The following is a 16,759-nucleotide window of genomic DNA, read 5'->3' as shown; positions in this document are numbered from 1 at the left end:
CCGGCACGGCCGTGAGCGCGTCCCGCAACGCCATCAGCATGCGGCCGAGGTGGTTGTGGCCGGGTGTCGCGCGGTGTCGCTGACACACGCAACTCCCCCACTGCGTGTCACACCAGGTGTTGCTCTCGACCAGGAGCGCGGCGCCGGTGTTGATCAGTCGGGTCCGCAGCCCGGGGTCGGTGAACTTCGCACGCAACACCTGCCGCATGACGGCATAGCGGTGGGAGGTGTCCCACTGCGGGCGCAGCGCCAGTTGACGTCCGCGGCGCTTGGCCTCACGCGGGGGGACGACCTGTGAGATCCACAGTCGCAGCGCTGGATCCACGGTCTTGCCGGCGGCAAACGCGGCCTCCGCGGTCGCGTACCAGACTCCTTCCCACAGCAGCGGTGAGAACGCGAAGTTCGACAGGAACCACCACTCGCGGTCGAAGCCGTCAACCAGGTCGAGGATGGGGAGCTCAGGCAGTGTGGACGGTGTCATCGGGAAGGTCCTCCGTGGAAGCCAATGCACGAACACAGCAGGCGAGCAGGGACGGCGCGGCGGGCCGCGAGGCGGACACGACGATGGCGCTGCCCGGACGGGCCGTGGCTGGTCACCGGGCGCCGGCGTTGAGGATGCCGATCAGTGTCGGCGCGACCGCGTCGACGGCCGCAGCCGTGGCCGCGTCGACGAGCGAGGTCGCCGCCAGCCACAGCGCGTCGAGCTCGCGGTCGACGTGGTCGGTGTCGGCGAACGGGTCGACGAGCGCGGCCACCTGGTCGGGCTGCAGGACCTCGTCGTCGCGGTTTACGACCACCATCGATCCGACGTCCTCGGTGAGTGTGATGGCAACGCCGTTGGTGAGCGTGAGCGACACTCGCAGTGCGCCGCCGACGACGCCGACGGAGGTAACGCGGCCGATCCCGTCCAGCGACGGCGCTGGCTCGGCGAGTCGGGCGTCCACTGTGGTGGCGGGAACGGAGATGGTCAGGGTGTCCTTCATGGAATGTGCCTCCGGTGGCGGTGTACGTGGTCGTTGCGGATGTCAGGTCGAGAAACATCACCGGCGCTACACAGCACGACCCCGTCCGGGACGACCACGCGCACCGTCGATCTCGTCGGACCGCTGGCGGACATGCCGTTACGACGGTCCTTGCACCATCTGAAGGTTGCCAGTGGTCGATGCTGGAGCGTCGATTCAAGGCCACTGTCGGCCGTGCGGCGGCCGCCTCGTAGGGGGGTCGACATCGGGCCGCACCTGTGGGCGCGCGTCGACACTGGATGTTTCGCGGTGAGAGCCGCCTGATGAGAACGGATGGATCATGAGCGCGTCGAGCGCGTCTACCAAGGCCCGCTCCACCGTGCGCACGGCGGCAATGGTGTGGTGATCACCGATCGAGCGAACCGCGTGCCACAGCGTGGCGAACATCAGCGTGACCCCGTCGGTGTCACCGGGCTGGCTCGCCAGCTCGGCGAGCGCGTCGATGTCTGTCTCACCGCCGTCGTGGGTGATGGCTCAGGCGTCGTCCTGTTGGGTCAGCGTCACGATAGGTCCACTGAGGAGGGTGACCCGTCGGCTGCAGCGGGCCGTCGATCACAGCGACGGCTGTGTTGTGGCCGTACTCATCCAGGAACGGCAGCGGCTCGCTCAGGCTGATGAGCGTGGATAGTGGCCATGCGGAGGTGGAGGTCTCTCCGCGACGTGATCGGGCGGCCTGGCGCGCGACGGGCGCGGGACGCTTACAGGATTGCGACTCGCCGCCGGTGGCGTGGTGGACAGCGCGCCGGTCGAGATGGTGCCCGGACAGGTCGTGTTCCGGCTGGCGGCCGGCGGGCCGGGCGTGTTCGCGCGTCGGCGGGTACGCCATGAGCTAGTGAGCCAAACCCGTGGCGTCGCACGCTCGGCGTGGCGTCGCGTGCCGGCAGTGCGCGCACCGCCGGCATGTTGTGTGTGAACAGTCCACAGCGGGTGTGATCGCATGGGGAATCGCTCTCACGTGCAGCCACGCGCCCCACAGCCAGTCAGTACAAGTTCCTGAGCTCGCGGAGCTTCACGAACCGGAATTCGTTCTCCGGGTTGGCCACGACGTACTCACCGTCTTCCCAGGCCGCGATCACCGTCCACTGCCGTGGTGAGACGTCACTGGGAAGACTGCACCGGCGGCCACAGTTGTTATGAATGTCCTGCACCTGCATGGTGATCTGCGACCTCTCTCGTTGGCCAGAGCGATGCGAGTTGCTGGGGTTCGCGGCAGCCCCGGCCCGGCTCGCCATGTCCGGGCCGGGTCTGTAGCAGTTCGTTGACCTAGAAGGGCGGTTCGTCGGCGAGACCGCCGCCGCCGGAGCTCGCCGGGGGGCTCCTGGGCCCGACGGATGGTCGCGACCTGCTTCTGGGCGCCACGGGTCGCGAGGATCGCGAAGCCGCGGGGCAGCAGGTAGTTGCGGCCGTAGCCGTCCTTGACCTCGACCAGGTCGCCGGGGCCGCCGAGACCGCTGACATCGGTGGTGAGGATGAGCTTCATCGGTGCGACTCCTTTCTCAGCGAGCGGTCGAGGTGTAGGGCAGCAGCGCCATCTCGCGCGAGTTCTTCACCGCGCTCCGGGTTGGCCACGACGTACTCACCGTCTTCCCAGGCCGCGATCACCGTCCACTGCCGTGGTGAGACGTCACTGGGCAGCAGCGTGGTGTCCTTGTAGTCGATCAGGTTCGCGCTGGCCTTGTCCTTGCAGAAAACGCAAACCTTCTTCTTGGGCTTGCGCACAGGCGGCTTCGCCATGGGGTCTTCTCCTGGATACTTCTACGTGAATGAGGTCTGCTGGGCCGCGATCTAGAACGGGGGCTCGTCGGCGAAACCGCCGCCGCCGGAGCTCGCCGGGGGCGCGGAGCCCCACGGGTCGTCGACCGGGGCGCTGTTGCCGCCACCGCCGCCGCCGAAACCACCACCGCCGCCGCCAGCACCGCCACCTGCGCGCTGGACCTTGTTGACCTTGGCGTTGGCGTACCGCAGGGACGGGCCAACCTCGTCGACCTCGAGCTCCACGACGGTGCGCTTCTCGCCTTCCTTGGTCTCGTAGGACCGCTGGCGCAGCCGGCCGGTCACGATCACGCGAGCGCCCCGGGTGAGGGACTCGGCGACGTTCTCGGCGGCCTGGCGCCAGATGTTGCAGCGCATGAACAGCGCGTCGCCGTCCTTCCACTCGCCGGACTGCCGGTCCAGCGTGCGCGGCGTGGCCGCGACGGTGAAGCTGGCGACAGCGGCGCCGGAGGGAGTGAAGCGAAGCTCGGGATCGGCGGTCAGGTTTCCGACCACGGTGATTACCGTCTCTCCAGCCATGACTGATCCTTTCTTATGTGTATCTATGGTTTCGTGCAGATCGGTGATCGACTGGCGTGACTCGATCGGTACTGCATTCTGTCAGCTGGCCCAGGGGTTGATGGTGCGATGTGTCGTGCTGCATGGTCGGGTCTCGGTTGACTCGGCCCGGTCGTCATCTCTCGACTGGGAGGCCTGGAGGTCACGCGCGGGCGGCCCGGCTGGTGGCGGCGATGTCGTCGCCATGACACCACGGCGCGCAGGAACATCCATGGGCCTTTCTGCGGAGATCGTCGGGCGCGGCCGTCGGTGAATCCTGCTGTGGAAGCGATTCTTCGTGATGGCGGATCACGGCGTGTCGATCGCCATCCGACCCCAGCATAAGAGGATTCCTCGCCTTCGCAGCACAGTCTATTCGAAGCCAGAGACCAGGTTGCTTGGCTCACGTAATCCCGGTCAGGTGTACACAATGGGGCATCGTCACGCAGACGGCCGTCCGGCGATCCACGGCTTCGCTGGGATCGATCGCGGATGAAGACATCGAACTGCGGGCTTCGGCCGGCGCTGGCCCGCAGTGCTGCAATGGTCCCGTCACCTACGCCAGGGTCGGATTCTCTGCCGTGGATAGACCACGTTCCAGGTGGTTGGCCAGGTCGTCGAGCGTGTCGGCGACCGGCGTCCTGTTGGGCCCAGTTCCCGCGGGTAGTTGTGGATGCATCGGGAATGGGGCTGGCTCAGTTTGTGTCACCGAACGGCTGTCGCCCGAGCAGACCGACGCTGCGTGCGGGTGGCCGAGTGGCCACACGGGAAGAATCTCGCGTAGCGGATCACGTTGGACGGCTCGCTCGATGAGACGAGGTGTTCCGGAGGCGGTGTGGCGTCTGGTGCGGTGCCGATGTCAGGGGCCAAGGTGACCTCGAGATGGTGGTACCTGTCGCGCCACGGGGTCCTCAGTCCGGACCGGGCGTGCGCGGCCGCTCAACGGCGAGGTCCGGCCAGCGTCATGACTGCCACCGAGGTCACCTCGACGAACTCGACGGAAGGGACATCGGTACCCACCAGGTAGAACCGGTCCAGCCGTCGCGCGCGTTGTGCGGCCTCTGTCGGGGTCGTCGCGCGCACGGCGAGGGAGTGGCTGGTGTCGTCGTAGGCGCGCATGGTTACGCGGTAGTTGTCCCCCTGCGTGTAGGCCTTGAGCCGGTCGTGCAGCGCCGTGAACGCCTCGCCCAGGGCGAGGTCCTCGGTTTCGAGACGACGCTGGTCGAGCCACATACAGCATCCATCGAGCCTGGTCACCACGCCGTAACTGGTGGCCGTCTGCTGCCGGGCCGCGTTTGCGTACTGGTGGAGCCAGACCGCGGCCTCGGTCCACACCTTGGCGCGGGCACCCTCCAGGTCCGAATCAGCTTCGCGCTTGAGCATGTCGGCGATCACGTCGAGCGCGTCAGCGATGCTCACCGTCGGCCCATTGGATGGCCTGGTGGACATGGATGTTCCTCTCGTTCAAGCGCAACGGAAGCCGGGGTGTCCCGCAGTGGGGACATCCCGCCTGGTGACCGTTGTCGGGCGCGCGTCGACGTCGTGGATCGTGAACCCGGGGCCATGCCGGCTCGCAGGCGCTGAGTACAGCGCGGATTGACCGCACTCGATAGCTCGTGGTTCGGCGGATGGGACGCTCGGCACCAGCACCGGGTTGGGCCGTCCGCAGCCTCCTCAGCTGGCTAGTCATCGTGGCCGTCGATCGGAACGAGGCGGGCGCGGACGGTATCGCCGCAGCGCTCGATCACGTACCACCGGTGGTCCACCAGGATGGCGGCGCACACGTTGTCGTCGGCGGCTGAGGCATCTACGGGCACGCTGTCGACATCGAACGTGGCTCGGGTGACCGTCCACGTGGTGCCCTCCCCCGCCTGCTCGGCGGCGCGCATCCACACGTTGTAGCCGATCTGGCGCGCCCAGGAAATCGTCATGGCCGACGGCCGTGTCGTGGGGACCGCCGCCGTGATGGCGGTGACGTCCACTGGAACCTCGCCCGAAGTCCCCTCGATCTCGGCCAGGGGGACGGCGTCCTGCGTCACCCAGTCAGGTTTATCCGCGGTATGGTCTTCGCGCTTACCGATACAGCGGGTCCAGTACACACTACGCATCTCGTAGATCCACACGCCCTCCGCCAACCACCCCGCTTCCACGGTCAGGGGGAACCCGGCGGCGGCGAATATCGTGCGCGGCTCACTTTCGTTGTGGGGCAGCAAGTCCGCCGTCACCTGCTCGGGAGTGGTCCCGAGGCCCGCCAGGACGTGGCCGAACAGCATGTCGGGCTGCCCGTCCTGCCCGAAGTAGGCGGGCGGCGGCTCGGACTCGATCCACCCGACGTAGGTCTGGTCTCCCTCGACAGCGAGTACGCGCCGCATCCGCTCCCACAGTTCGGTGTAGCCCACCACGCGAACGGTCTTGTCAGTCATCGTCGAGCACCTCCTCGGTCAGCTCGCGGTCGGTTTCCGCACAGAATCCTCGGCCTGCCACCGGCTGGGCAGGTCCGCGCCGCCCCCTGCCCGCCAGGTCCCGCACGGCTTCTCCGGATCGCTCAACGGCACTGCGAACCCACGCTGTCTCCGGTGCGGCGTCGTCTGTCACAGGTGCCAGCCGTACTCGGCCATTCGCTGCTCCTGTTCACGGCGCAGGTGGGAGATCACCTGTTTCTGGTAGCCGATTCCGTGGGCGGTGGCGAAAGCGTCATCGAGTTCGACAGCCGTGTGGGCAGCTAGCGTTGCCGCCGCTGCTCGAAGCAGCGCGACATTCGCTCGCGTGGTGTACGCGTGGATCGTGACGTGGCTATGCCCGACGACGTTGTCCGCGAGTTGCTTCGCGACGGTGTGTGGTGTGAGAGCGGCCGACCGGGGGTGAGGCTGCTCGTATGGGGCGATGAGGGTGCCTGGGGCGACAAAACCGCAGTGCCGCGAGAGAATCAGCGCGCGCGCGTGGAGGTTGCGTCGCGCGGTAAGCCGTGCTTGGGCGCACAGGACGGGAAGGACTGTGCGGAATTGAGCGCCGGTATAGAGCCTGTAGCCGGCGCGGGGAGCAGGAGTTTGGCTTTGCCGCCATGGGTGATGTAGAGCGCCAGCGTTGTGGGCGACGGGTCCCTAGTGGTGTCGGCGGTCGTGGCGCGTTGAGCCGGAGGTCGCGCGTGCTGGGCATGCGGGCCGACGGGGTGGCCTGGAGCTGGCCGGCCCAAGGCGGTCACGACCGGAGGTCGGGCGGCGCCCCGGTGACCGTGTGCGAGCTCGGACCGATCGCTCCCTGTGCATCAGCGGCTTCTGGTTGGAGCAGCCCGGCGGGGACACAATGCGGTCGATTTCGCGCGCAGGCGTCACGAGCCTCATCTTCGGTGGGCCACAGGGGTTCGGTCGGGTCGCTCGGATGCAGGTAGGCGGCCGCGAGGGCGGCGTAGATCGGGGTGTCGGTCATGGGTGACCCGGGGGCCGAGGCGGCTGCGCCGGGGTTGGTGGTTGGCGTGAACCAGGGAGATGCAGGCGGCATCGCCGTTCCTTCCTCGTGGTGGTCGTGATCAGGGGGTGGTGCGGTCGGCGGCCGAAAGGGGGCGTCGCGGCCAGTTGTAGCGGTGCGGATCGGCTCGGCAGGCGCTACCGGACGCCGTGGGCCGTGGCGGCCTGGTTGATCATTCGAGTTCCTGGAGCTTCGTGAGTTCGGGAATGGTCGTGAGGCTGCGGCTCAGAAGTGCGTCCGCGATCTGCCGCAACGTGTCGAAACCGTTCGTCCAGCCGGGAGAGTCGGCTCGTTGGCCCCACAGCGGGGTGCGGTCATGCCAACTGGTCCCAGGGCTGTCGGCCACGAATCGCCAGGCATTCTCGGGGGTGAACAGTGACAGCGTCGCCGTGGAGGAACTCGGATCGGCGGTTCGGGAGACCACCACGCGCAGTGTCATGGGGCCGACGCGGTAGAAGCGGTCCAGGCGGTAGACGCCCTGCAGGCTAGCGCTGGAGATCTCGGTGATATGCCTAATGGTCGGGTTTTCCATTGAGGGCCCCGGAGTAGGTGGAGGGGTCGAGGTCGATGTGAGTGGTGTGGGACGCCTCGCGGACATGTCGGCGGGCAGGTGGCCCGGGTGGGCACGTGCTGATGAACGGCGCTGCGCTGTGGCGTGAGTCGTGGTGGCGCAGGACAATCTGTGCCACCACGGTGGTGGCGCGCAGGGTTGAGCAGGACAGGCCGCCGGGGCGGTGCGCTGGCGAGGGTGCGGGCCGGGGCCGGGCCCGGCGTTGAGCCGGTGCGCTCCAGGGGCAGGCGGTCACGGATCGGCCGCGTGTTTGCCGGAACACTCGGCCGTGGTTGGGCGCCTGTTAGGTCGGGCGCTGCGGGCGCCGCTGTTCGAGGCTGCGACTCTCCGGCTTCGAGGTCGATCCGGGCTTTTCCGGGCCCGTGCCGTCCAGTCCGACGTGCTGATCGCGGGGCGGTTGCACGGTCAGGGAGTCAGCAGCACGAACGCCTTCTGCTTTTTCTTCGCCAGGTCGCTGCTGGTGAGGACCCGGGTCGCGCGGTCGTCGGCACGGCGGGTGCGGGCGGAGTGATCGAGGTGTTCGGTGATGGCCTGAAAAGCGCCCCATCGGGTGCCCGTGATCCCGGCTTGGGTGTCGGCGGATCGCCACAGCCAGTGCAGCGCTTCGTTACGCCGCTGGGCGTTCTTCTCCGCGCGCGCTCCGGTCGCAGCGCTGTCGGTGTGCCAGACCGCGGTGATGAGGTCATCGAATTCGGTGTCGCTCATCCGGGTTTCCAGCATTCGTGCCGCGCGGTTCTCGAACTCGGCGGCGTACTCGTACAACCTGGGCAGCTTCGCCCGGACCGCCTCGACGTCGATCTGGGAGTTGCTGGTGTGGCGGATGGTGACTTCGTTAACGAACCCGTCCATCGACACGTGCAGGCCGTTGGTGCAGATCTGGCGGTAGGGCACCAGACGGACGCGGAAGGCGGCGGTGCCATCGTGGGAGGTCGAGGTCTCGATGACGAAACGGACATTGTCGAATCCGCCCAGTGAGGTGACGTGGGGCAGGGTCATGGTGACGTACACCTGCCGGCCGCCGTGCAGCGTTCCGGCGCTCGTGCAGCCGGCGGCGCCGGTGTCCGCGACGAGCGCGTCGATGAGGTTCGCGACGGCCTCGTTCTGGTGGATTCCGTACTTGTCCCCCACGGTCGACAGGTAGCGGACCGCGTGTGTGGCCGGATCGGTGTAGACGAGCATGACCTTGTCGGGGTTGTCCACGCGGACAGCGCCGTGCTCGGTGATCTCACAAGCGCTTTGGCGGAGCTTGCGGATGTCCCAGCCGGTCAGGTTCGCCGTCACCATGGCGTCGTAGGCGTTGAAGGCGCCGCTGACGTCGGTGCCCAGCTCAAGCCAGGGCAACCGCCGCTGGTCCGGCGGGGTGACGAAGCGCGTGGTGGTCATGAGGACTCCTCGGTGTGTGTTCGGGCGGGCTCGCGGATGGGCGATGCGGCGATGGCTGGCTCAGGGGCGGTCGGCGCGGGGCGTGGCGGCGGTGTGTCCGCGGCGACGGACACACGGACGGTCCATCCGCTGGCGTGGTGGAGCGCGAGGGTGGATTCGTCGACAGGGCGCAGGATCACGCCGTCGAGGGGTCCCTGGGTGGCGTCGAGGTGTTCGAGGGCTGTGTGGATGCGGTCGCGAATCACGACGGCGGCGAGGTCGGCCAGTGGTGGCACGGGGAGGTGGGTACGGGCCTGGAACAGTTCGCTGGCGGTGATCCACTGGTTGTCTGCGGTGCGGTAGGCGACGGTGGTGGGGGCGCATGCAGCGCGGGCACGGGCGACTTCGCGGTCGATCTCGTGTTCGGGCAGGAAAAGGAATCGCCCGAGCGCCCGGATGTAGGGGTAGTCGTCGGGTGTGTCCACCCGTTCCTCCTGATGGCGCGGTGTGACTCAGGACGGACAGTGGATGACGGCCGAGGTGGTGGGCGCCTGTTCTATGTGGCGGCGCGAGTGCCCGTCGCGCAGCCGAACGCGGGTGTCGCGAGCACGTGCGCCCACGGCTGCACGAGCGCCTGGAAGCTGCGGTCGCTGACGGTGTCGCGCACGACGAGGGCGGCTGCGGCCAGGCCGGCCGGTGAGGCTGCGGCGATGCGGTAGGCCTGGTCGCGTTCGGCGGCCACGGCGGCGGCGATCACTTCGCGTTGGGCTGCGGCCACGACGTGAGCGGGGTGCTCGGCCTGGTAGACCTCGAGCACTGTCTGCTGGGTGGGCGAGAGGTGGTGTGAACGCGTGATCAGGTCCGCTGCGTCCGGCCACTGTTGAGCGAGCTCGGTGGGCAGCTGGGGTTCCTGGCCGGCTGCCGCAGGCTGCGTCGGTGGGGTTGCGGGACCGTCGGACGGGGTGGCGGCGTCGGGCTGTCGGGTTGTCACGGGTGCCGTCGCCCCTGCGGTGTTGGGACGGGCGGCCGGCTCCGAGGTGTCCGTGCCCCGGCGGGGACGGGCCAGCAGGGCAGGCCGAGGCGTGGGGTCTGCGGCACGCGCCGGTGGGCGCGTGTCCATGGTGGCGTCGGCGGCGAGTTCGCGCTCGATGGCCGGGCGAAGGCGTTGCAGAGCTTGCGCGGCTTGTTCCTCGGTGAGGTGCTCGGGCACGAACACGCGGCGGGCGACGCTGTCGGCGCGCACTGCGCTGCCGGTGCGTTCGAGGTCGAAGCCGAGGGCGTTGAGGGCTGAGGTGATCGTCCGGAGTCGGGTGGTCGTGGCGGTGGTCTGCGCCGGCGTTGAGCGTGGACGAGGGCGGGTTGCCGCGGTGGTCGCCGCGGACGCTTCGCGGTCCGGGGTCGGGACCGCTCCGGCGTGGTTGGTGTCGCTGGTCTGGCTGATGTCGAACACGGCCAGCATGACAATGGGTGGGCGGGTTCCGTCCGGGCTGGCACGGAGGCCTTCGGGACGGCTGCCGTGGGGAAGGATCCGTAGTGCTTCCTCGCCGCGCCGGACGAGCCGCCCGTGTGCGCGCCAGCCGTCGTAGGTGTCGATGTCGGTCAGGGGAATGTCGCGATGCTGGCCTTGCAGCATGAGCAACGCCCGGTTGACAGGGGTTTGGTTGGCGATGCTGGGGGCGGCCTGCGCCAACTGGTCGTCGACCGCCTCGCGGACGACGGGATCGGCCAGAGCCGTTTCTGCTTGAGTGAGCAGGGCGGCGTATTTGCCTTGGAGTTCTGCGCGCTGGGCCTCGGTGTAGGGGTGGTGGGACGTGCGACGCACGATGGTTCCTTTCGATGTGGTCGCGCGACCGTTGGCGCGCGAGGGTGGGTCTTGACCGACCTCTTGGCAGGGCACGGCCCGCGATGCCCTGCGTCGCGTCTGCGCACCGTGCGGACCAGGCGCACTCCGCTGTACGCCGGGCACGGGTCGCCGCAGCTCCCGACGGCGGGTGGGGATGCGCCACGGCGCCGGATCCGCCCGGAGCCAGCGGTGGGCGCCTGTACGACTGTCGCGTGGCCAGGCTCGACCACGTCGCATGCGTCCGGGCTGTCGGCGGGTCGACGCGGTGCGAGGGCCGACCGGTCCTCCTGCGACTGATCGTCGGGGTGCTCGTGTGCGGAGAGTGCGTGCTCAGTCGTGGCTCTCGTCGGGCGGCGGCGCCGGCAGCGACAGGTGCTGATGCGCGGCCTCGGTCATCCCGTGCAGGCTGGCGATCACACGGGGCCACGTGTCCGGCTGGTCGCATGCGTCGCGCAGCAGCATCGCGAGAGGGTGGCTGGGGGCTGCGGTGAGTGTGGTGTTCACGGCGGTGTCGCACAGCGCGCGGTTGGCGCGTCGCAGTGCTGAGATCGCGAGCAGGACGGCGGCGTCGGCGCGTTCGGGTGCGGGAAGCGTGCGGGTGAGGGCGAGCCACAGTGCCTCGGACCGGCCCAGCGGACGGCGCAGGGTGTGGTGGATCAGGGCGTCGCGGATCAGGTAGTCGCCCAGGCCGACCGCGAGATCGACCAGGCACTCGTCGGTGTCGGGAGTCTGGTGGCCGTCAAGCATGTGCTGCACGCGTGCGAGGATCGCGGGCGGGTCGGTGTCGGCCTCACCGGAGGTGAGGTGGTCGTCGATGAGGGCGCCGAGTCGGGCGGTGTGCTCGGGGTCGTCCTCGTGCGTTGCGTGGCGGAGATCGGCGAGGTGTGCGAAGGGGCCGACCTGGCCGGGAGTGAATTCCGGTGACTGCTCGATCGGCGCCACGGTTCCTTGCGCGTCGGTGTCGTAGCTGGCCCACGTCGCACCTGGTGTGGTGTTCGCGCACCAGAGGGCCCGCAGCCCCACGCTGGCGTGCTGGCATTCCTGACCGGTGACCTCGACCAGGGCTCGGTGGGTTGCGGGTGTGGGGTCGGCGTCGGCCAGCTGCGGGCCGACGATCACCAGCAGGATCTGGTCAGCGTGTTCGGTGCTGGCGCGGCGAGCGATCGTCTGGGCGGCGAGTCGGTAGTCGTGCGCGAACGGGATTGCCTCGTGCAGTGCGGCGACGGTTCGGGCGCCGCGGACGTAGAGGGCACGGATGTCGCTGTGCAGGTGGTGGCCTTCGGTGACGGCAAGGGTGCACAGCAGCTGTGCGGGCGCGAGGGAGTGGATGTCGGGGCGCATGCGGCTCTCTGTGGCTTCGGCGTGGTTGGGGAACCGCTCGCTCACGGTGCGGTTGGGTACGCGTGCAGGCGGCGCGGAGGGCTCGGTGGTCCTGTGGTGGTGGTAATGTCGAGTTGGTTGTCCCGCTCGTGCGGGAGTCCTCAGTGGCCGGTCAGTGGTTCCGCGCTCCGGCGCTGTTCTGGTGAGGAGCGTCGTGGGACGGCATGCGACTGCCGTCCCACGACGGCTTCACGGCGTTAGCCGATCAGCGCTCCGGCGACCAGGTGGTGCAGGCTGGTGTCGATGACTTTCACGCTGCACCGCAATACAAATCGGACGTCAGCGTGATTCGTCCGGTGCTTCCAGTTGTACCGTTTGGCGATCGTCGCCACCTTGTTCCGGATCGCGGCGGCACGCTTCGGGTCGAGATCGGCGTAGTCGTCGCGGTACAGGAACACGTTGATCGAGATGGTGCGGTCGATCACCGCGGCGGTGAGATTCACCTTGTCGGTAACTGGACGGGGATCCTGCGGTCCCTCTGATGCGATGGTGTCTCGCATGTCGGAGAGGTCCTGCATGATCCGGCCGGCTATGACCAGTAGGCCGTCCCCGAGGGTCGGGGGCGCGTACATGCCGTAGATTCGGCCGTCGGATCGAGTGTCATCCACTGCGGAGTCCTCCTCTGGTGGTGCACCCTCAGCAGGTGGTTCCGCACCTGTGCGCTGAGAGCCCCTCCCCTGGCGGGGAAGCCCATGGCGAGGCCGTGCTGCGTGGTTTTGTGTGGAGCTGCGGCGATCACGTCGTGATGGAGGTGTTCGCCGTGGGGTGTCTAGGCTTCGTGTAGCTGGTGCGCGCGTTCTTCCGCGAGGGCGCGGGCGCGGGTGGGGCTGGTGGCGAAGGTGTCGATGTAGTGCACGCGTGTGCCGTTGACCGCTTGTTCGAGTTGCGATGCCTCGGTGTCGATGACGACATGTTCGGTGCAGTGCAGGACCTGTCCGGCGTGGAGCACGTGCGCGGCGCCGGGCATACGGGTGGGGGTTCCGATGGCGGTGGCGGTTGCGGTTACGGTGGCTGTGCATCTCCACCAGGCGACGATGGCGTGTCCGCTATCGGCGGTGAGCAGTGGGACTTCGTACAGCACGGTGTGTTCCGGACCCAGGTCGCTCAGGGCCTGGCAGGCGAGGTTCTTATCGGTTACGGCAGCGACGGGTTCAGGGTCCGCGGAGGGGTCGTGTCGGGCGATGATCCACACAGTCAGGGGCGGATCGGACATGAGTGACCCTTTCAGGCTGGGCATCGGCCCCGTCACATCGCTCGATGTACACGGTGTGGATGGCTCTCCGCGTGAGCGGCGGCCCGTCCGGGCGAAGTCAACGGGGTCATGGCGGGAAGATTCATGCCAGAGGAATCAGTGCCGGTTAGAGCCGATCTATGCTCGTGTCACGGGCATCGACTGCCTCACGTGGACACTGTTCCTGTCGTGGCGTGTGCCGTCGGGCGCAAGGCGACCCCACATCGGCTCGGCGTGGCCGTATGCGCCGGGAAGACAAGCTTGTGCGGTGGGGTTTTCGCGTCGCCGGCGTGTTCCCGACCTCAGATCTCGGGGAGAGGGCCGGTAGGCGAATCCAGGCCAGCGGGAGCTCACCTGGGCCGCGGCGCGGTCGCCCGCGTGCGCGACGCCTGAGCCGGGGCGACATCTGCTCTATTCACTGGGCTTCAGCGATTTGCGAAGCTCCACCAAGCTCTGATCGTGCAGGACCTTCGAGGCGATCGCGTCCGCGATCTGACGCGGTGTCATACGCCCCTGCCCTGGTGGTGCCAAGTACCTCTCTCCGTTGCGGCCCTTCAGGTATCTCAGATCGGAACTGACTTTTCGGAATCGGCTGCGCCTTCCGCGCTTGAACCCCTCCCAGTTCTCGGTCCTGACGGCCAGCCCGCAGCGGGTGCACAGCACCTCGCGCACGAACAGCCCGTCACGGTTGACTGCGGTGAAGGCGATGCCGATCTCTTTGATGGTGGGAAATTCGTGAACCCCGCGTTCTCGGCAGGCGAGGACCCACTCAGAGGCGCTCTCGACGTAGTCGTCGATGGCGTCTTCTGTCGCTCGTGCCCGCTCGGTGTCGTGGCACTGCTCGCCTTGGATGGATGACAGATGCGTGGCGCTTTCAGCCATGAGCCGGGTCCTCCTGGAGTCGGATGTGGTGGCGGCGCTGGACAAGTCCTCATCCGCGTGCGCTCAGCCTCCGCGACGGCATCGAGTCCTCAGCGTCCGGCGTGCTTCCGGCGGTGGGATCAACGCAGAGCTCGGCCGGGTGTCGACCCACAACCGCAGGGCTGCGATGGGACCGGCGAGTGCCGCGAGTGGCTAGGCAGGGATGGTGGTCGGATCCAGGTCTCGAAGGTCCGTGACGGGAAGCACTTGTACGGAAGCCAGTGGCTGCTCTGGTCGCGGCAGAACACGTGTAGCGGTGGCGGGTGGCACTGAACAGCGACAGCCTTTCCGCGCCATCGTCGACCGCATCGATGAGTGCGGCGGAGACGACCTTCGGATCGGTCGAGTACAGGTAGGCGATCTCGGCCAGCAGGCACTGGATGTGTCCCGGAAAAGGCCTGTGCAGCAGCGCGGCGAGTCTTGGCGGGAACTGTGCCGGCACTCGTCCACCAGGCACACGCGCCGGTGGTAGGCACGGCCGTCCTCGTTGAAGGCTCCGAGTTGGCGAGCTTGTCGGCGGTGAACTGGCGATCGGCTGCAGTCCGCGGGTGAGGGCGACCGTCTTCCGCCGGCGTCCCAACGCAGGCAGCAGCTGGCGGCCGTGGTGCTGCCGCGGCTCAGCGTGCTGGACACTCGGGTGGCGGCCAAGCGCGGGGCCATAAGCGTGATCCCGCCGATCTGCTTGGCGGTCAGGCCTGTTCTAGCTTGTTGCTCTGCCCAGCGACGTTCGCCGGTAGCAGGAGCAGTAGCCACCCAGTTCATCGCAATCAGGACAGCTGCCGCAGACAGCGCAGCAGCCGCTGAACGGATCGATCGCGGTGAGCGTCGAGCACGGGCCGCAGAACAGATCCTCGTCTGCGGCGAGATGGTCGTAGTCCAGTGCGGCCGAGAGGAAACTGAGGTTTGAATACCACGCGCCATCGTCACGCCAGATGCCGCTGTCCTCGTTGAGGAGGTACGCGCTTCTGCGGTACAGCGGATCGACGGTCAAGATGACCATTTTGTTCGACGGGCCAAGCCAGCGACGGAGCAGCTCATGACCGAAGCGACTGTCCAGAGAGCCGAACGGTTGCTGTGGCAGGAAGTCCTCCGCAGCGATGCGGGTGTCACTACGTACGTCCCCATCCATCGGGTGCACCAGGGGTGGAAGAATCCCATTGTGCGCAAGGACAGTGCGACCGTCGCCACCTACTCGGAACGGATGGCAGTTGCGACTGTACATCCCTCCGTGGGTGCCCAGCCTACTGTGAAACAGCGCGGGTCCGCTGCGGTGCCGACTGCGGACGCGCTTGAACTCAGCCAGGACTCGCTCGGCGTCGAGGCCGCGGCGCACGATGATCCGACCACCGGAGACCACTGCGAACCCGTGACCATCTGGGTTCACGCACGCACCGATAGCCAGTGCGTCCACATCGGGTACTACCCCTTCCGGGCAGAACGTCAGCAGGCACATGAGCGCTCGTCTATCTCCCTCGCCAGCGGCGCGTACTCGGGTCGTTCCTGAAGCCAGACCGTGAACGCAGCCCACGTCCATCCGCCACGGCGGACAATGTCGGACACGCTCAGGACCCGGGTGTACTCGACTGAAGCGGACGCGAGCGCGAGCGCGGCCTGAACTTCTTGACGCTTCAGTGATGACGCGAACATACGCAGCTCGAAGGTGTCGACGTTCCCGGTGTTGATCGCTCGATATCGGCCGCCGTCTCGTGCGCCCTTGGCGTAGTCCTTGACACGCCGTCGGTCTGCCTCGTGGAACGCCGCCCATTCATCGGACACCCGTCGGGCAACGGTGATCACCTGGCCGGCATTGCGATAGAGGAACTGCATCCACCGGTAGCTGTGCGTGGCGGAGCCGAACGCGGCACGGCTGAGATGAACGTGCAGCCCGTTGCCGCCGCCGCTGCATCCATTTCGGTCCAGCTCCTCAAGGATGTCCCAGGGAAAATTCTCCATCGCCCACGGGTAGGACATCGGATGGGTCACCAGTTCGAAACCGTAGCCGGAGCCGTAGTTGATGGAGTCATCCTTCTTGAGGTAGCCGACATCTCCGAGGCGCTGCGCAGCGAGGTCGGCGCAGCGACGCAAGTGCCCGGAATTTGCGCTGAGCTCGAGCTCGATGCCAAAATATGACGGTCCCTCACCATGGAAGTCCGGTTCCGGGGTGTAGTCGTACGATTGGATCACGCCGTCGGCGGAGAGGTCGCGGGCGCACGAGTCGCAGTGGTCCCCGCGGTTGATGAGACTGTCACAGTATTCACAGCTCCAGTAGCGGCTGTTCGCGCACGAGCCGCAGAGCTCGGTGTCGTCGGCGGCGTTCTCGACCTCGTCGTCGACAACGAGGAGATCACAGCTCTCGCAGCGTGTGTAGTGTCGGGCGGCGCATGAATCGCAGACGTCGTCGTCGTCGACAGTCCGCCCGGTGGTGGCGGCGCAGCCGCCGCAGCGGGCGCATCGCGCCTCCTCGTCATCGCAGCGCAGCGCACCATCGGTGTGTTCGCGCGTCGACGCGGTCGAGTCCGGGTTCGGTTGTCCGTAGGCGCCGAGCAACCAAGGGTCATCTAGTGTGGTTTCGGGCACAGCGAGGACACCTCCTATTTGGGAAGGAAACTGCGGTGGCGGATGTTCAGTGGCGTGCGGCGGCGCGGAGAGTGCGG

Annotated in this window: 17 protein-coding genes and 2 pseudogenes; all 19 read right to left on the bottom strand. The window is 67.7% G+C overall.

Annotated elements, in window-relative coordinates; translation table 11 throughout:
* A partial coding sequence (locus tag KUTG_RS62775; RefSeq protein ID WP_052396444.1) for an NADAR family protein occupies positions 1-481 on the bottom strand: 481 nt, incomplete at its 3' end.
* Between the two features lie 112 nt (positions 482-593).
* On the bottom strand, positions 594-983 hold the full coding sequence (locus KUTG_RS51595) for a hypothetical protein (RefSeq protein ID WP_043727488.1): 390 nt from the start codon (positions 981-983) through the stop codon (positions 594-596).
* 195 nt (positions 984-1,178) lie between these two features.
* The gene (locus tag KUTG_RS60225) at positions 1,179-1,409 is read right to left on the bottom strand and encodes a hypothetical protein (RefSeq protein WP_157495418.1); all 231 of its coding nucleotides are present in this window, start codon (positions 1,407-1,409) and stop codon (positions 1,179-1,181) included.
* Between the two features lie 928 nt (positions 1,410-2,337).
* A pseudogene (locus tag KUTG_RS57695) lies at positions 2,338-2,502 on the bottom strand (50S ribosomal protein L9); the annotation flags it as partial.
* 151 nt (positions 2,503-2,653) lie between these two features.
* Positions 2,654-2,756, bottom strand: a pseudogene (locus KUTG_RS66910) (30S ribosomal protein S18); the annotation flags it as partial.
* 51 nt (positions 2,757-2,807) lie between these two features.
* Positions 2,808-3,314, bottom strand: coding sequence for a single-stranded DNA-binding protein (locus KUTG_RS51585; protein WP_043727486.1), 507 nt, complete (start codon positions 3,312-3,314; stop codon positions 2,808-2,810).
* A gap of 181 nt (positions 3,315-3,495) precedes the next feature.
* Complete coding sequence (locus KUTG_RS66905) at positions 3,496-3,708, bottom strand: DUF4326 domain-containing protein (RefSeq protein WP_369794690.1); 213 nt, start codon at positions 3,706-3,708, stop codon at positions 3,496-3,498.
* Between the two features lie 563 nt (positions 3,709-4,271).
* On the bottom strand, positions 4,272-4,727 hold the full coding sequence (locus tag KUTG_RS51580) for a hypothetical protein (protein WP_232241392.1): 456 nt from the start codon (positions 4,725-4,727) through the stop codon (positions 4,272-4,274).
* Between the two features lie 287 nt (positions 4,728-5,014).
* On the bottom strand, positions 5,015-5,755 hold the full coding sequence (locus tag KUTG_RS51575) for a hypothetical protein (RefSeq protein ID WP_043727481.1): 741 nt from the start codon (positions 5,753-5,755) through the stop codon (positions 5,015-5,017).
* A 1,214-nt stretch (positions 5,756-6,969) separates the two neighbouring features.
* Complete coding sequence (locus KUTG_RS51570; RefSeq protein WP_043727479.1) at positions 6,970-7,329, bottom strand: hypothetical protein; 360 nt, start codon at positions 7,327-7,329, stop codon at positions 6,970-6,972.
* 444 nt (positions 7,330-7,773) lie between these two features.
* On the bottom strand, positions 7,774-8,751 hold the full coding sequence (locus KUTG_RS51565; RefSeq protein ID WP_052396443.1) for a DUF932 domain-containing protein: 978 nt from the start codon (positions 8,749-8,751) through the stop codon (positions 7,774-7,776).
* Positions 8,748-9,215 carry a hypothetical protein gene (locus KUTG_RS51560; protein WP_043727478.1) on the bottom strand — a complete coding sequence of 156 codons (468 nt, stop codon included), beginning with the start codon at positions 9,213-9,215 and terminating at the stop codon, positions 8,748-8,750. Before KUTG_RS51560 ends, KUTG_RS51565 begins: the two co-directional genes overlap by 4 nt.
* Before the next feature lie 71 nt (positions 9,216-9,286).
* Positions 9,287-10,696, bottom strand: a complete 1,410-nt coding sequence (locus tag KUTG_RS51555) for a hypothetical protein (RefSeq protein ID WP_198047665.1) — start codon at positions 10,694-10,696, stop codon at positions 9,287-9,289.
* 207 nt (positions 10,697-10,903) lie between these two features.
* Positions 10,904-11,959: a DUF4192 domain-containing protein gene (locus KUTG_RS51550; protein WP_157495416.1), complete on the bottom strand. Its 1,056-nt coding sequence runs from the start codon at positions 11,957-11,959 to the stop codon at positions 10,904-10,906.
* A gap of 191 nt (positions 11,960-12,150) precedes the next feature.
* Positions 12,151-12,471: a hypothetical protein gene (locus tag KUTG_RS51545; protein ID WP_157495415.1), complete on the bottom strand. Its 321-nt coding sequence runs from the start codon at positions 12,469-12,471 to the stop codon at positions 12,151-12,153.
* 251 nt (positions 12,472-12,722) lie between these two features.
* Positions 12,723-13,166 carry a hypothetical protein gene (locus KUTG_RS51540; RefSeq protein WP_043727471.1) on the bottom strand — a complete coding sequence of 148 codons (444 nt, stop codon included), beginning with the start codon at positions 13,164-13,166 and terminating at the stop codon, positions 12,723-12,725.
* Between the two features lie 429 nt (positions 13,167-13,595).
* On the bottom strand, positions 13,596-14,066 hold the full coding sequence (locus KUTG_RS51535) for a hypothetical protein (RefSeq protein WP_157495414.1): 471 nt from the start codon (positions 14,064-14,066) through the stop codon (positions 13,596-13,598).
* 739 nt (positions 14,067-14,805) lie between these two features.
* Positions 14,806-15,558 carry a class II glutamine amidotransferase gene (locus KUTG_RS57690; RefSeq protein WP_157495413.1) on the bottom strand — a complete coding sequence of 251 codons (753 nt, stop codon included), beginning with the start codon at positions 15,556-15,558 and terminating at the stop codon, positions 14,806-14,808.
* Positions 15,546-16,682: a hypothetical protein gene (locus KUTG_RS51525; RefSeq protein WP_198047664.1), complete on the bottom strand. Its 1,137-nt coding sequence runs from the start codon at positions 16,680-16,682 to the stop codon at positions 15,546-15,548. Before KUTG_RS51525 ends, KUTG_RS57690 begins: the two co-directional genes overlap by 13 nt.
* Positions 16,683-16,759 lie beyond the last annotated feature (77 nt).

Origin of the sequence: Kutzneria sp. 744 (assembly GCF_000568255.1) — a bacterium.
GTDB lineage: Bacteria > Actinomycetota > Actinomycetes > Mycobacteriales > Pseudonocardiaceae > Kutzneria.
The sequence above is the reverse complement of the archived record's forward strand: the minus strand, read 5'-3'. Positions and strand labels throughout refer to the sequence as shown.

Excerpts from the sequence above, each read along its gene's own strand:
- KUTG_RS51595 (WP_043727488.1), bottom strand. The coding sequence starts at position 983 with ATGAAGGACACCCTGACCATCTCCGTTCCCGCCACCACAGTGGACGCC.
- KUTG_RS60225 (WP_157495418.1), bottom strand. The coding sequence starts at position 1,409 with ATGTTCGCCACGCTGTGGCACGCGGTTCGCTCGATCGGTGATCACCAC.
- KUTG_RS51585 (WP_043727486.1), bottom strand. The coding sequence starts at position 3,314 with ATGGCTGGAGAGACGGTAATCACCGTGGTCGGAAACCTGACCGCCGAT.
- KUTG_RS51575 (WP_043727481.1), bottom strand. The coding sequence starts at position 5,755 with ATGACTGACAAGACCGTTCGCGTGGTGGGCTACACCGAACTGTGGGAG.
- KUTG_RS51570 (WP_043727479.1), bottom strand. The coding sequence starts at position 7,329 with ATGGAAAACCCGACCATTAGGCATATCACCGAGATCTCCAGCGCTAGC.
- KUTG_RS51565 (WP_052396443.1), bottom strand. The coding sequence starts at position 8,751 with ATGACCACCACGCGCTTCGTCACCCCGCCGGACCAGCGGCGGTTGCCC.
- KUTG_RS51545 (WP_157495415.1), bottom strand. The coding sequence starts at position 12,471 with ATGCAGGACCTCTCCGACATGCGAGACACCATCGCATCAGAGGGACCG.
- KUTG_RS51540 (WP_043727471.1), bottom strand. The coding sequence starts at position 13,166 with ATGTCCGATCCGCCCCTGACTGTGTGGATCATCGCCCGACACGACCCC.
- KUTG_RS51535 (WP_157495414.1), bottom strand. The coding sequence starts at position 14,066 with ATGGCTGAAAGCGCCACGCATCTGTCATCCATCCAAGGCGAGCAGTGC.
- KUTG_RS57690 (WP_157495413.1), bottom strand. The coding sequence starts at position 15,558 with ATGTGCCTGCTGACGTTCTGCCCGGAAGGGGTAGTACCCGATGTGGAC.